General features: G+C 37.9%; 14 protein-coding genes and 3 pseudogenes. 11 read left to right on the forward strand and 6 right to left on the reverse strand.

Annotated elements, in window-relative coordinates; genetic code table 11:
• Window positions 1–5 precede the first annotated feature (5 nt).
• Entirely contained in the window at window positions 6–215 is a 210-nt protein-coding gene (locus tag SH603_RS08540; protein ID WP_225436850.1) for a hypothetical protein, read from the reverse strand.
• A gap of 153 nt (window positions 216–368) precedes the next feature.
• The gene (locus tag SH603_RS08545) at window positions 369–1,700 is read right to left on the reverse strand and encodes a dihydrolipoyl dehydrogenase family protein (RefSeq protein WP_169473600.1); all 1,332 of its coding nucleotides are present in this window, start codon (window positions 1,698–1,700) and stop codon (window positions 369–371) included.
• Between the two features lie 225 nt (window positions 1,701–1,925).
• Here SH603_RS08545 and SH603_RS08550 point away from each other — a divergent pair, with 225 nt between their 5' ends.
• Both SH603_RS08550 and SH603_RS08555 read left to right on the forward strand, forming a co-directional pair.
• Window positions 1,926–3,107: an ammonium transporter gene (locus tag SH603_RS08550; RefSeq protein WP_169471291.1), complete on the forward strand. Its 1,182-nt coding sequence runs from the start codon at window positions 1,926–1,928 to the stop codon at window positions 3,105–3,107.
• Window positions 3,108–3,184: 77 nt separating this feature from the next.
• A complete protein-coding gene (locus SH603_RS08555; RefSeq protein WP_321533830.1) occupies window positions 3,185–4,027 on the forward strand; it encodes an Rpn family recombination-promoting nuclease/putative transposase in 843 nt (280 codons plus the stop codon).
• A gap of 338 nt (window positions 4,028–4,365) precedes the next feature.
• On the opposite strand, the gene SH603_RS08560 is transcribed toward SH603_RS08555, so the two are convergent.
• Together SH603_RS08560 and SH603_RS08565 are read right to left on the reverse strand one after the other, a co-directional pair.
• Window positions 4,366–4,602: a hypothetical protein gene (locus SH603_RS08560; RefSeq protein ID WP_225437793.1), complete on the reverse strand. Its 237-nt coding sequence runs from the start codon at window positions 4,600–4,602 to the stop codon at window positions 4,366–4,368.
• A 326-nt stretch (window positions 4,603–4,928) separates the two neighbouring features.
• Window positions 4,929–5,252 (reverse strand): multidrug transporter, encoded by a 324-nt coding sequence (locus SH603_RS08565; RefSeq protein ID WP_169473817.1) that lies wholly within the window; start codon window positions 5,250–5,252, stop codon window positions 4,929–4,931.
• Between the two features lie 148 nt (window positions 5,253–5,400).
• On the opposite strand from SH603_RS08565, the gene SH603_RS08570 reads away from it, so the two are divergent.
• Window positions 5,401–6,531: an IS30 family transposase gene (locus SH603_RS08570; protein WP_321533831.1), complete on the forward strand. Its 1,131-nt coding sequence runs from the start codon at window positions 5,401–5,403 to the stop codon at window positions 6,529–6,531.
• Between the two features lie 116 nt (window positions 6,532–6,647).
• On the forward strand, window positions 6,648–7,766 hold the full coding sequence (locus SH603_RS08575; RefSeq protein WP_321533832.1) for an ATP-binding protein: 1,119 nt from the start codon (window positions 6,648–6,650) through the stop codon (window positions 7,764–7,766).
• A 142-nt stretch (window positions 7,767–7,908) separates the two neighbouring features.
• Here the strand turns inward: SH603_RS08575 and SH603_RS11380 are convergent, their stop codons facing one another.
• Both SH603_RS11380 and SH603_RS08590 read right to left on the reverse strand, forming a co-directional pair.
• Complete coding sequence (locus tag SH603_RS11380; RefSeq protein ID WP_419182119.1) at window positions 7,909–8,883, reverse strand: GNAT family N-acetyltransferase; 975 nt, start codon at window positions 8,881–8,883, stop codon at window positions 7,909–7,911.
• 77 nt (window positions 8,884–8,960) lie between these two features.
• Entirely contained in the window at window positions 8,961–10,577 is a 1,617-nt protein-coding gene (locus SH603_RS08590; RefSeq protein ID WP_321533833.1) for a plasmid pRiA4b ORF-3 family protein, read from the reverse strand.
• Window positions 10,578–10,788: 211 nt separating this feature from the next.
• Here SH603_RS08590 and SH603_RS08595 point away from each other — a divergent pair.
• The 7 genes and pseudogenes from SH603_RS08595 to SH603_RS08625 form a co-directional block, all read left to right on the forward strand.
• Window positions 10,789–11,804: pseudogene (locus tag SH603_RS08595) on the forward strand (terminase large subunit); the annotation flags it as partial.
• Between the two features lie 70 nt (window positions 11,805–11,874).
• Entirely contained in the window at window positions 11,875–12,102 is a 228-nt protein-coding gene (relB, locus tag SH603_RS08600) for a type II toxin-antitoxin system RelB family antitoxin (protein ID WP_169473123.1), read from the forward strand.
• Window positions 12,102–12,383 carry a type II toxin-antitoxin system RelE family toxin gene (locus tag SH603_RS08605; RefSeq protein ID WP_406565502.1) on the forward strand — a complete coding sequence of 94 codons (282 nt, stop codon included), beginning with the start codon at window positions 12,102–12,104 and terminating at the stop codon, window positions 12,381–12,383. The genes relB and SH603_RS08605 overlap by 1 nt, the downstream gene beginning before the upstream one ends.
• 201 nt (window positions 12,384–12,584) lie before the next feature.
• Window positions 12,585–13,118, forward strand: a complete 534-nt coding sequence (locus SH603_RS08610; RefSeq protein WP_321533834.1) for a helix-turn-helix domain-containing protein — start codon at window positions 12,585–12,587, stop codon at window positions 13,116–13,118.
• A complete protein-coding gene (locus SH603_RS08615) occupies window positions 13,118–13,318 on the forward strand; it encodes a hypothetical protein (protein WP_225436805.1) in 201 nt (66 codons plus the stop codon). The genes SH603_RS08610 and SH603_RS08615 overlap by 1 nt, the downstream gene beginning before the upstream one ends.
• Window positions 13,319–13,333: 15 nt before the next feature.
• Window positions 13,334–14,014: pseudogene (locus SH603_RS08620) on the forward strand (IS3 family transposase); the annotation flags it as partial.
• Window positions 14,015–14,094: 80 nt separating this feature from the next.
• A pseudogene (locus SH603_RS08625) lies at window positions 14,095–14,460 on the forward strand (phage portal protein); the annotation flags it as partial.
• Window positions 14,461–14,675 lie beyond the last annotated feature (215 nt).

Consider the following 14,675-nt stretch of genomic DNA (forward strand, 5'->3'; position numbering starts at 1 on the left):
CCTAGTTACCGAAATGCCTCCCTATAAGGAATAATTTCTGGTCGTTCTTTAACATTAACCCCTGCAAAATTTTGCTGAGCAAGCTGTTCATACTTTTCTAGTAATCGATCAATTTCTGAATACTTTTGACGATTATCAATACCATGTGCAACCACAATGCCAACATACATGTTTGGTAACTTCTCAAAGATTTCTGGTGCAACAATAAATTTCATAATTTTCCTCCTAAAAAACAAAAAGCTGGATAAGAAGCCCGCTGCCGTAACAACGCTCTTATCCAGCTTGTAATTTTTACAAACCCTCTGAACTTAGGTTATTTAATTTTTAGATATTGTATCAAGTTGCTTTAAGGACGTTAAGAAAAAATCCTAAGGCAACAATCCAGCAACCTTATCACCTAATGTTGGATAAATCGCCATCACTTTTCGGCGATACTCATCCCCATTAATCTTCAAACCAATAATTGGCAAAAAGTTATTAACATCATCAGCTGCATAATCGCCAATTTCACTTGCCCCGACCAATTGCTGATCCTTAAAGACTAAGGTAAGGGTACTGATTTGATCGTTTTGGCCTGCGTAAAGGCTACCATATTTTAGTGAAACTGTCTTAACTTGATATTGTGAGTCACCAGCGACATCATCCGGATTAACACCGGCGCGAGCTACTTCAGGAAAAGTAAAAGCTGTTTGACCAATTGTCGGATAAACAATATTTTGATCCGTTTGACCTGTTAAATAGTCAAAAAGATATTGACCCTCAAATTCAGCAACCGGTGTTAGTTTAGGCTGTTGACGATTAACAACATCCCCAATTGCGTACACACCATCAACCGTTGTCATCAAGTGACCATCGACATTAATACCATGACGATCATATTCAATATCAGTATTTTCAAGCGCTAATTTTTCGATATTTGGATGACGCCCGGTTGCATCAAGCACATAGTCAGCCTGTACTTCACCATGATCAGTTGTAACGAGCAAGCCGTCTTTACCTTGACTTACTTTTTGCGTATCAGTATTAAAGCTAAATTTTATTCCCCGTTGCTTCATCGCATTAACTAGCGCTTCATCTTCCGCCTTGGTAAATTCACGAAGGACGCGGTCAGAATGAACAACGATTGTTACTTCAGCGCCAGCAGCTGCTACAAGGGTTGCTAACTCTAATCCCACAAAGCCAGCACCGATTATCGTAATCCGTTGTGGAAGTTCTTTTAACGAGAGAAGGTCATAACTGGTATGAAGATACTCTTTACCCGAAATATCCAGAATATTTGGTGTTTGCCCCGTCGCAATGATAATATGATCGGCCTGGTATTGGTGACCGTTTACAGTAATAGTATGGTTATCAACGAAACTTGCGTAACCATCTTCAACATCGTGACTTTTCTTAATAATATCGCGAGTTTCGCCTGGCCATGGATCAAATCGCTTAAGCTTAGTCTGCATTAATGCTTCCCAATCTAATTTTGCTGGTTGACTAATGCCCCGGCCAAGAAGTTGCTGAGATTGGAGGACAGTCCGGACTGCTCCCTCCAGAAAAATTTTTGGCTCGCATCCATAATTAGGACAAGTGCCCCCATATTCGAAGCCCTCGATTGCCAATACTTTACGGTCGGTTTTAGCCAAAAGATTAGCCATTTTATAGGCAGCTGGTCCTGATCCGATCAGAATATCATCATACTTTTTCATGTTCATCCCTCCAGATTCTTACATTATTGAATCAAGTGTAACTTAAGTAGTGAAAATAGTACAAACGTTTTGTTTCGTCGTATAAAAATATTAATCAAAACTCAATTAATACTTATCCTTTTTTATCATGAAAGCGAATTCAACTAATGATTTAACAGTATTTTGTCTAACCTATTGTATGATCCATTCAAGAATGATAGATTAGCCTTTAATTATTAGGAGGTGGTTTACATGTTAAAAGTTAATACATTATTTATCATGATCGCCAGTATTCTCGTTTTATTGATGACACCAGGACTGGCTTTTTTCTATGGTGGTCTAGTCAATCGGCGCCATGCTAATAACATGTTGCTAACTGTTTTTATGATGTGTGGCTTAGCCGTGATTCTCTGGATTACAGTAGGCTATTCTCTTTCATTTTCTGGCAACCATTGGGGAATAGTCGGAAATTTAAATAATATATTAATGATTCATGTGCCAATCGATGCTATCACTAAAACCGGTATTCCAATTGGCGATTATGCAATGTTTATGATGATGTTTGCAATTATTACCCCGGCAATCTTTTGTGGATCGGTCGTCGGCCACGGACGCTTTAATTTTTTAGTAATGTTTACCATTTGCTGGTCTATCTTTGTTTACTACCCCCTTGTCCATATGGTTTGGGCACCACATGGACTATTGGCAAAATTAGGGGCAGTTGACTTTGCTGGTGGATTAGTTGTTCATGTAAATGCGGGAATAACGGCCTTAATCCTTTCAGCCTGGGTTGGTCGACGGAAAGATGTTCATTCTCAACGCAATAATTTATCGTGGGTATTAATTGGAACAGCCCTTTTATGGATTGGTTGGTACGGCTTTAACGCTGGTTCGGCCCTCGCCGTTAATGATACGGCCGTGCAAGCCATGTTAACAACGACCATCTCATGTTCAAGTGCAATGGTAACATGGATGTTATTAGATCGTTATCAGTTTAATCATGTTACCCTAGCTGGAGTCTGTAATGGTGCAATTACTGGTTTAGTAGCAATCACTCCTGGAGCAGGCTACGTTACACTAGGTGGTTCAATGATTATTGGAATAGTCGGTGCAATCGTTAGCCAATACTTTATTACTAAGATCAAACCACACCTGCCAATTGATGATGTTGTTGATGCATTCGGTTGTCATGGGGTTAGTGGTATCTGGGGAAGTATTGCAACTGGTATTTTTGCTAGCCATCAAATCAGTCATCTAGTACCTAATGGGCTTTTATTTGGTGGTGGTTTGCACCTTTTGCTTGTTCAAATCTTCGTTACCTTATTGACAATTATCTTTATCGGTGTGATGGATATTGTCTTAATAAAACTGCTCTCAATTGTTTTACCGGTTTCGATTGATAATGAAAAACTGGCGGCGATTCAAAGTAAGTGAACTTAAATTTTTGCTGCAAAATTAGATTATTTACGTATATATTCCTTTAGAAGTAAAAATACATAAGGAGTAAATTTATGAATAATCTATCACGAGAAGAACAAATTGCCTTAATCTATGACAAATGGCAAAAGATGACAATTACTAGTGATCCAATGTTTGGACTAGTAATGCAAAATAAAGAAATTTGTTTAGAGTTAATTAATAGAGCCCTGCCAAACATTAAAGCAAAACAGATTATCCAGTTAGACACCCAAAAAGATATTAATATTGTTAGTGCCCATCGTGTTCGCTTTGACGTTTATGTTCGTGATGATAAAAATAATATCATTGTCATTGAAATGCAAGTTAATAATCAAAATAACATACCAGCACGGTTACGTTATTACCAAGAACAGGTTGATCATGAGCTATTAAGACCTGGAGATAATTACTCAGTACTCAATAATTACCCTACTTATATTATTATGTTTTGTAATTTTGATTATTTTAAGCAGGGATGGGCACGATATGAATTTAATCTTACTTGTACTAGAGACCATAATCTAAAATTTGGTGATAATCGGACAGTCGTTATCTTCAATGCTCTTGCTAAAAAATTTGATAAAAATGATGAACCGATTAAGAACTTCCTTGCTTTAATGTGCAATCAAGGCGACAATAAGAATAGATTTATTGCACAGATTCAAGACGAAATTAATAAAGTCAAACAAGATCCAGAAAGGAGAAATGGCTTTATGAAGTACGAATTAAATTTAATGGACGCTAAAAGGGAAGCTAAAATGGAAGTTCGCAAAGAGGACATAAAAAAGTTAATTGACTCTCTCTACGAACTCAATATTAAACCAGAGATCGTTAAACAAAAAGTTATGGAAAAATATAATTTAACTGATGATGAATATGATAAATTTCTCGAATAATAAAAAGAGTGTATACAAATGAACCTTTTGTATAGCACTCTTATTTTATTGATGTATCTGATATCCAGCTGCCCAGGCATCAGCTAATGAATCCTTTCAGGGGCAATTCCAGGATCTGGATATTGTCCTGGCAAGTAACGGCACATTGTTGACTTACCACCAATAATTGAATTTGGTTCATAGTTATCGGAATCATCCCATGGCTCTGATTCCCTTGGTGGGGTTATCATTTTATTATTAGGCTGCTGAATTATTGAAGATACTGTCTGACTATTATTTGAATAACCCTTCTCATTATTCGGTTACTGAGACTGTTACTCGCTTATTGAGGCTGCCGACTAATTATTATTGGAAGATTTAGCAGCAGAACTATCTTTCCCTTTGTCCTTAGATTCTTTTGTCGACTTTTTCTTCTTATCCAATTCTTTGGTTGTTTTAACGACTGAATCTCTTTGAGTTTTCTGTGCCTGATTATGGTTACTAATAAACCATCCCCCACCAACTAGTAATAGGGCAACTACTATCCATAGCCATGGACGGCGGTAAAATGGTTTCTGATGTTGCTTCCTGTTCATAACTAACCTCCCTTATATCTGGACTTTCTATTTGTATCAATTATTTTCTGCTTTTATTATATAAAATCTACATACGGACAAGATACTGCATTTACAAAAGATTAATGCGGTTAATTAATTTTTAAAAGATTAGTTATAGGATATTCATAATTTAAAAAGCCGAGCAACAGCCACCTTCTCTAAAGAATTTAGTAATTACTTGGCTTTTTATCAAAATTTATTCCATTGCGGGGAGATTAGTCTCTATTCTTTACCTATTTCTATGTAAGTAAGCTCCATTTTAGCTATTTACTGTTATTACCCATCAAGATTCTCGAAATTTTAGATTAACCAAATCGTTTAATAACAGTATTAATATCATCTCTTAATTCTTCGCTAAAACCATTTAAATCTTCATCTGTAATTACTTTCTCTGATATTAACTGCAGTAAAGTTTGAAACATGGCTCTCTTCGATACTTCAACAATAACCCCCGGCGATTTTCGATCTGCTTTTATTCGTTTTTCCAACTTCCAAAATTTATTTGATGGCGAACCATCACCATTTAATATTCTTTTGTATTCTTGGTTAAGTCGATTCATATATCTTTTTTGCCATTCTGGAAGCAACTTGTTGAATAATTGCCAGTCACTTTTAGAGATATTATTCATTTTCCCTTACCTCGTTTTTACTTTAATTATATGGTGGATTATAGAATGAAGTTAGCCACCCAGTTGGTGGTAAATAAAAAACGCCATTCGGCGTGACATCAGGTATCATATTAAGTGAACCAAACCTATATGAAAGGATGTCCGTCAAATGACGCACTTAAATGATACCATGTCTACTAGTTTATTGACTACTCATAAAAAGAATGCTCATCTTACTAAAGAAGAACGTGTGATGATTGCGACTTTAAAGTCGCAAGGACTTTCCAATCGCGCAATTGGTCGCCAATTAGGAGTTAATCATCAAACAATTAATAACGAGCTCAACCGTGGTACGGTCCGCCAACTTCGTCGTCAAAAATCTAATGGTAAGATTTACGAATATTCTTACTACATCTATAGTTATGAAGCTGGTCAGGCCACATATCTTGAACATCACCGCCATTCTGGTCGTCGTCGCTTATATTATTCTTCAAAGCAATTTTTACGATTAGCTGATCAGCTAATGCTTGGTGAGTTTGACGACCACCATTACTCCCCACAAGCGGTTATTTATAAGGCTCGAGATTTAATGAATGATGGCACCCTGATCCCAAAGTCGGTTGTAACTTTATATCAATGGATTAATGAGGGTGTGCTTCGTACGTCCAATTTAGACCTCTTTGAAAAACCTAAACGTAAGCATCATCGAACTCATCCGCAAGCTAAAAGGTGCTTAGGGCCTAATATTGCTCAACGACCTCAAACTGCGGACCAACGGTCCGAAATTGGCCATTGGGAACTAGATACAGTTCAGGGACAGAAAAACGGTAATGACAGTGTTGTACTAGTAATGACTGATCGCCTTTCACGAGTTAATATCACGAGTAAAATTGCTGGTAAAACTGCGCATGCAGTAAATCAGTTCTTTATAAATTTACGCCAGAAAATGGGCACAGATGCTTACTATCGCATCTTTAAGACAATAACCTCTGACAACGGTTCAGAATTTAGTGAGTTAACACAAGTTCACGATCATGTTTTCTATGCTGATCCGTATTCCCCTTGGGAACGTGGATCCAATGAGATCAATAACCGGTTTCTCCGCAAGGAGATTACCAAAGGTGAAGCTATAAATAACTATAGTAGTGCTCAGATCATAGCGACTAATGATTGGATGAATCACTATCCACGAGCTATGTTTAATGGACATTCGTCAATGAATATCTATCGTAAGGCCTTCTACCAAGAGATATCACAGCTCCATCAACCAATAATCAATTGGTCAGTATTATTTATTTGAGTCCAGTGGCTAACTTATTCTTGAAATTTAGGACTTTAATTATATCCAGAAAGATCAACTTAGGAGCAAAAAATTGCTTCGAAATGTAAAAGAATGTAAAAATGAGGTGAACTAAAATGATTAATAAGCTAAAAAATCCATTTGACCCAAGCTTTGGGACCCTACCTCAAATTATCCTTCCCAACTATCAAAGTGATTTTGAAAGTCCCACATCAGTTGCCCAAGCGATTGCCTACGATGATCCTAATCGAGTAATTTTCATTACGGGGTTACGCGGGTCTGGCAAAACTGCTCTCCTGACTCAAATTGAGCAACAAGTAGTGAAATTGCCTAACACCTATGTAGTGAAGATTGATAATAATCAACGAATGGTTCAAAACTTTGGACACAATCTTAAAAATATTTTCAAAATGCACACCCTTACTGATAAGATTGCTTCAATTTCAGTAAGGGGCTTTGGACTTAGTTTTAACAAAACTAACGAGGATTACACTACTCAAGATATTGAGAATTTCATGACAATGTTGACAAAGCTTAATAAACGCGTCGTTATTTTTATTGATAAATTTAATCATAAAGAAAATACCCGTGAATTTATCCAACTTCTCCAGAATTTAAAGCGACATAATCTTAATTTTTATTTAGTTGCTGATGGTTTGCCTAAAATGATTTATGATATTGAGCACGATCAAACATTAACCTTTTTAAAACGAGCTCGACATATTCAAACAACCATGTTAAATATCAATGAGATTGAAATGGAATATCAAAAGCATCTCAAGTTTGACTCCGTTGTCACCCATCAAATTGCTCAACTAACCGATGGCTATTCCTTTGGCTTTCAATTACTTGGCTATAAACTTTGGAATGCCACTATGATTAGCCAACAGCCTGCTAATCAACAAACATTTAATGCAATTAAATCCCTATATATTCAAGACTTATTTACGCAAAGCTATGACATCATTTTTGATAATCTTTCCAACCACGACCGGGAATATCTCGTTGGAACAGCCAATAATATGACAACAACCCAGATTGCTGACTTGATGAATTATCAAAAGTCAGCCAAGCAGCAGCAAAATTACGTTAACCAGTACCGCCGACGAATGATTCAACAAGACTTGATTATCCCCGCAGATAATGGAAGAGTAAAGTTCAAGTTACCACTATTCAAAGAGTACCTAGCCGATACACAAAATCCAGATTCGATTCGCTATAATCCATCGATTTAAGGAAAAAGCCACTATCTTGGAACTCAACATAGAGTCCAAGATGATGACTTTTTAAATACTTCGAAAAATTATTACCTACAATTCCCGTTCAAAGATGGTGTGGGGTGATTAAAATATAAATATAGAATTGTAAGGCACTCAGCTATTTTAGCTGGGTGTTACTTTTATTCCATCGCATTAGGTATTCTTCATTTCCCGTTTCATCTATTTGTTTCTTAATAACTTTCAGTCCATGTTGTTGATAAAAATGGTAAGCTGACTCATTTTTTACATACACATGGAGTGTAAACGAAGCGTAATTCTGCTGAATTACCGTTAATAATTGACTACCAATTCCTTGATTTCGAAATTCTTTTTTGATAAAGATTCCTGCTAAGTAGTTTTCTTGCAAGCCAACAAATCCAACTAACTGATCACCACTTTCTGCAACCAATACATTAGATTGCAATAACGCCTTTCGAACTTCTTGAAAATGCTCACGCCAATATTGTTGCTTAACAAATGGATGTGCTTCAATATTACAATTCAGCCAAATTTCCATGACTTGATCAAGATCACTCGCCTTAAATTTTCTGGTAGTTATTTCTGCCTTTTGCTGATATCTTAGCTCAATAAATCCATTATAACTTTTTGTCCCAATCAATTGCAGATTAATTGGATTGGGCAAAGTGTTAAATAAGCGTATGCCCTGGCCAAGCAATGTAGGGACGATGGTCAGGTAATATTCATCAATCAAATTTTGTTGTGCAAGTTGTTGAACTAAACTAGCTCCACCACAAATCCAAATATCTTTACCTGATTGCTGCTTCAGTTGCTTAACTAATTTAGCAGGTTGCTCTGCTGTGAAATGAATATTATCGGTTGAAGTTTCTTGGCGATGAGTAAAAACGTATGATTGCAAATCTTCATATACCCATTCATCAGGGGACAATTCTGTTTTCACCTGATGATATGTGTTCCACCCCATCAAAACTGTATCAATATCCTTGATAAATTCTGAATATGTATCTGGGTTATTGCTATCGTCACTATGACCTTGAATCCAATCAACTCCACCGTTGTTATCAGCAATATACCCGTCAAGACTCAGTGCGATAAATAGTATTACTTTCCGCATCCCTAATCACCTACCCTTTTCCGTTAGTAAATCACCATCTTTGAACGTTACATGAAGTTCAAAGATGGTGAGGCAAATTATTTAATTAACTGGTTTAATTCGGTAATATCCACAGTATCAAGGTCAATTGCTTCTCCACCTAGCCAGGCAAAAAGGTCAGGCTCGACTTGCCCTTTTTGGTAATCATCATAATACTGCTCTAAACCACCGACACCACCAATATCTTCAATAATACCGTAACCACGGGCTTTTTGAACATGTGGTAGCTCCTCATTAGTAACTGGTTGAATTTTTTGGACATGAAGTTTAAACTCCCAGCCGTCCCCATAGTCATAATGAATAGTTAACTTATCTTTTTCATTTAATAATGAGACCGTTGCTAGGTCAAGTTTAACTTTTGTCATCCCGCCTGGCACAAAATCCGCTGACTGAGTATAAAATTCCTGAGTCTGTTCATTAATTGCATCATACAAGTGTGCCAAGTCACCATGAAACATCAAAATCACTGTTTCAGCGAGTTCCTCAATTGTACTACTACCCTTAATCACGAACGTACGGCTTGCTAACGGTTTAAAATCAGCTAATTTAGCAGTAATTACATACGCTTGACCATAGTTTTGTGGATTAATCAATTGACGGTTGCTAACATTCGCTGGTATATCTGATTGTGCTGGAGCTAGTTCATCAAGCAACTGCTGAATAAGAGAATCTTGATAGTCATCTTCTGGCATAGCTAATTCTGGTTCTCCATAGATAATATCGTAGCTTGTATCTAGATAGTCTGCAACATCCCTAGCGGCTGATTGACTCACGATCCCTGTGTGACTTAGAAAAACATAAAAATTGGATAACGTAGCAGAAAGAAGATCCTCATCAATTTGATCTAACGTTCCAGCAAAAAAGATGTTTGGCGCAGCTAGGTTGGTTGTAACCATACAAATTTCATTTTTTAACATGAAGTGGTTCAAAAATTGGTCCAAGATACGACGAGCAGTCTTATCATCCCCCATTAACTGACCATCGGCACTGGCGATAAACTGGTCAATCATTTGCTGGTTGTTTTGGCTAATCGCTTGAACTGTTGCTGGATTATCTGCTGAGGCTTTTCCTTCGTCATCCGCCCAAATACGGGGATCTTTAAATTGTAGCTTGATAGTACAATATTTGGCCCCCGGTCGTGGAGCTTTCACCTTCACCGGATGTTCTTCATTAACCAATTGGCAAAATTGCATTAAAACTTCCTGATCATTTCCAGATAAAGCTAATAACAAGTAGACAAGATCATTAAAATCCTCAGTTGATGAAAAATCATCATTATCGTTAAGGGTTTCCTTAAATTCTGCTTGGTGGCTAGCAATTATCTGCAAATAATTTTTAAGTTTTTCGTTTTCAGCAGATGGGATTGGCCGGTATAAATTAAACGAAAAAACGTTTTGCATTAACCAAGTACGTTGCGGATCAACCAAAAAGGGCATTTTATTTAGAAAGTTAATGGCAACTTGACTAAATTTACCCTCGCCTAATTTGTCAGTAAAGACTGGTAAACCAGTTTCCTCTTCTACATATAGGTAGTATGTTTTATTATCAATCTTTACCGGACTAAGCTGCCACCGTCGTAAAGGCTTTTGGCTAATCTTACCAGTATTATGAGGTAGTCGATCAGCCAGGTCAGGACTATAAAATAACTGTGCCATGATTGCTACTCCTTTATTTTTGAATGTGTGAGAAATGAATTTTATTCGCTGGCTATAAAAGTATCACTTATAGTTTACAGTTGTAAGAATGTCCAAGCAAGTTATGATCCCTGAACATTAATCCACAGTTTTAGCAAATTTTTGATAGTATTAACCATTTTACTTAAACCGATATTGGGCGATTTTTTGCAAATAACTTTGGCGGCGTTGTGGGGATGCCCGCACTCAGCCGCTTTATTTTTGATTACCACTGCTGGTAACAATGAAAACTCTATCTGTTACCAAGTTCATCAAAAAGCGATCGATATTATGAAAGACCGTAAACATGACCCCCGCTTCTATCCAGTTATTTATGGCGCCAGTCGTGATGAAGACTGGTCGAGTCCTGCTGTCTGGAAAAAAGCTAACCCTTCACTCGGTATTACTGTCAAGATGGAAAAAGTCAAGGATGCCTATAATTCAGCCAAGGAAAATCCAGCTGAAGAGAATACTTTCCGGCAGCTCCGACTCAACCAATGGGTTAAACAGGATGTTCGTTGGATGCCGATGGACAAGTGGGATGCTTGTGCTTTTCCAGTGGATCCTGATGAGTTACGCGGGCGCGATTGCTATGACGGATTAGACCTATCTTCCACCACTGATATCACTGCGTTTGTCCTTGTCTTTCCACCATGTGATGAATCGGAAGGCTACACTTTGCTCCCCTACTTCTGGATTTCTGAAGACAATGTCGATTTACGGGTTCGCCGCGATCATGTTCCATACGATATCTGGAAACAGCAAGGTTACCTGCAAACTACGGAAGGCAACGTTGTTCACTATGGTTTCATTGAACATTTTATCGATGATCTTGGTAAAAAATATCATATCCGAGAAATTGCCTTTGATCGTTGGGGCGCCGTTGAAATGGTTCAAAATCTGGAAGGTATGGGATTTACAGTCGTGCCATTTGGTCAAGGGTTTAAGGATATGACCCCGCCAACCAAGGAACTGATGCTATTAACCCTTGAAAAGAAGATTGCCCACGGTGGCCACCCGATACTGCGCTGGATGATGGATAACATCTATATTCGGACCGACCCTGCGGGCAACATTAAACCCGATAAAGCCAAATCTACCGAAAAAATTGATGGCGTAGTAGCAACTATCATGGGTTTAAATCGAGCCATCAGAAATGAAGATAATGGCGATTCAGTTTACGATGGTCGCGGACTATTGATGCTTTAATCAGCAAAATAGAACGCATTAGCATTCTAATGTGATATAATATCATTAATAAATCCGAGGAGGTCTAAACATGGCAACTGCTACTAAATCCACTACTATCCGTTTTGATGAAGATGTCTTAAAACTGATTCATAAACAAGCAGATCTTGATGGTCAAACTGCTACCGAATTCATGCGAAATGCCGTTTTAGAAAAGCTCGAAGATAGCCTTGACTATCAAGATGCAGTCAAAAACATCCGTGAATCCCATGGTCAAGCTGTGTCTCGCGATGACGTTAAGAAGCAATTAGGTCTTTAATGATGAAATACACCTGGTCATTTAATCAAAAAGCACTAAAAGATTTTAAGAAAAATCTCGATAAACCTGTTCAGCAACGAATCATTAATTGGCTTGACAAACATATCGAAGGTTCTAATAATCCTCGAGTTTGGGGCAAAGCCCTGGAAGGCGAACTCGGTACTCTGTGGCGTTACCGAATTGGTAGTTACCGCATCATTGCTGATATTCAAGATGAAGTTTTTACGGTTGTTGCTGTCAAGGCAGGTAAAAGAAATGACGTCTACAAACGAAAAAGGTAAGCGACCATTAGATCTATCAAAGCTATCAAAAAGTGAATTTAACCGAGAAATTCAAAAGGGCTTTGATTATTCAAGCATAATCAAACATTTACTGCCCCAAAAAGTGAAAAGAATTAAAGAATCGAAATCAGCATCGGCTTTTCATGAAGTGCCCTACAATTGTTATACAAGAAATCTAATGATTGTGAGGCACTTTTTTGTATGACCAAATATAAATCAGAACTGAAAGCCCAAATTGTTCATGAATACCTTTCGACTTCGCAAAGTACTAATGATTTAAGTAAGAAATATCAAATTAATGGGCGACGTATTGCTGAATGGGTTCAGGGATACCAATTGAGGGGGATCAACGCCCTTGAAAAACGACGTCATAAACGAATATTTACCGCCGATTTTAAACTAAATGTGATAGACTACTACCAAACTCATGAGGATTCGATGGCTGAAGTAGCCGCTCGCTTTAATATTTTAACAGCGCAAGTTTCAAGATGGCGTTCGCAATTTGAACGGGACGGTATTGCAGCTTTGAAGTCTCACCCGAAAGGCAGGCCGTCTAAAGTGAAACATACTAAAAAACAGGCTCGTCAGCTCGCTAATAAGAGTGAGCTGGAACGATTAAAGGAAGAATTGGCGAAGAAGAACCAAGAACTTTATGAAACTAAGATGGAGCGTGATATCTTAAAAAAATCGCTGTCCCTGTTCGGACCCTCAAAGCCAGGAAGAAAAACCAAATAGTGAATCAGATCAGGGACGATCAATCACAGCGACCAAAGAAAATGCGCTATAAGATCGGCGATCTTCTCAAAACCATTGGGCTTGCCAAGGCAACCTATCACGATGAACGTAAACGAATTGCCCGCTCTCACGACAAATACGAAGAAGCTAAGGCTCAAATTCTAAAGATTGCCCAACGGTTTAGACTTCGTGGACGTTAGACCGCAGGTTATCGTCGTATTCAAATGGAGCTAGACCGAATAGGATTACATTTGGCTGGGGATACTATTCGCAAGTTAATGCGGGAATTAAATGTTCAAGTAAGTTTGTATAATCGCCATCGTAATGGTAAGTATTCATCCTACCATGATACGGTTGGTAAGATTGCGGACAATCGGTTAAAACAAAGATTCAATGAAAAACGTCCCTATCATGTTATCCATACTGATGTAACACAAGTCCGTTTAGCTAATCATCAGTGGGCTTACATCTCAGCGATGATTGATGAAGCGAGTCAAGAGATTCTAGCTTTCCAAACAAGTATCAGTCCAAACAAAGAACTGATTATAAAAACCATAGAAGAATTAATTACCAATCTACCTGAGAATGCTCACCCAATTATTCATTCGGATCAGGGCTGGCATTACCAGTTAGATTGCTATACCCAAAAATTGGCGGATCACCAGTTTATTCAAAGCATGTCGCGGAAAGGAAATTGCCTGGATAACGCTCCAGTAGAAAGTTTCTTTCACTTATTTAAGACCGAGTTACTAGCAGGGTTTCTGCCATGCAAGGATATCGCAGAATTAACCGAACTTTCTCACGACTACGTTCAATACTTTAACCATATCAGAACAACCTTAAAGACAAAAGGCATGACTCCAGTCGAATACCGAAACCATGCCTTAGCAGCTTAATATTTTAAATTTGTCTAACTTTTGTCTTGCACTTCATCATAAGTCGGTGCTTTTATTATGCCCTGAAAGGAGCTGATGCTATGGGCTTTCTCAATAAACTATTCCACACCAACAAGGCTTCACCTAAGAATACCTTGTCTAGCACTATGTCATTTCTCTTCGGTAGTTCGATGGCAGGACAAACAGTAACTGAACGCACAGCAATGCAGAATACGGCTGTTTATGCCTACGTCCAGGTATTAGCTGAAGAGTTAGCAGAATTACCACTTCATATTTACCAATACACTAATGATGGCGGCAAGCAACGGGCGATCAAGCACCCTCTTTATTTTTTGCTGCATGATGCGCCTAACCCAGAGATGACCAGTTTTATCTTCCGGGAAACCTTGATGAACCATCTTTTGCTTTGGGGTAACGCCTATGCCCAAATTATCCGGAATGGTCAATGGCACTGAGAACTTGATTAACCATCAGATCACCTTCTTACAATAAATTCTACTATTTTATGGCAGGTTAGTAATTAATTTTTAAGATATTGTTGTAACAAAGCGCTGGTCGCTAATTACACGGTTCAACATATGATTGAGAAATGACATCGCATCATTACAGCACAAAAGGTAAATGATAAAATAGAAGTAAGTTAATTATCTGGAAAGGAGGA

Source organism: Limosilactobacillus reuteri (genome assembly GCF_034259105.1).
In the GTDB taxonomy this organism is placed as follows: domain Bacteria; phylum Bacillota; class Bacilli; order Lactobacillales; family Lactobacillaceae; genus Limosilactobacillus; species Limosilactobacillus reuteri_G.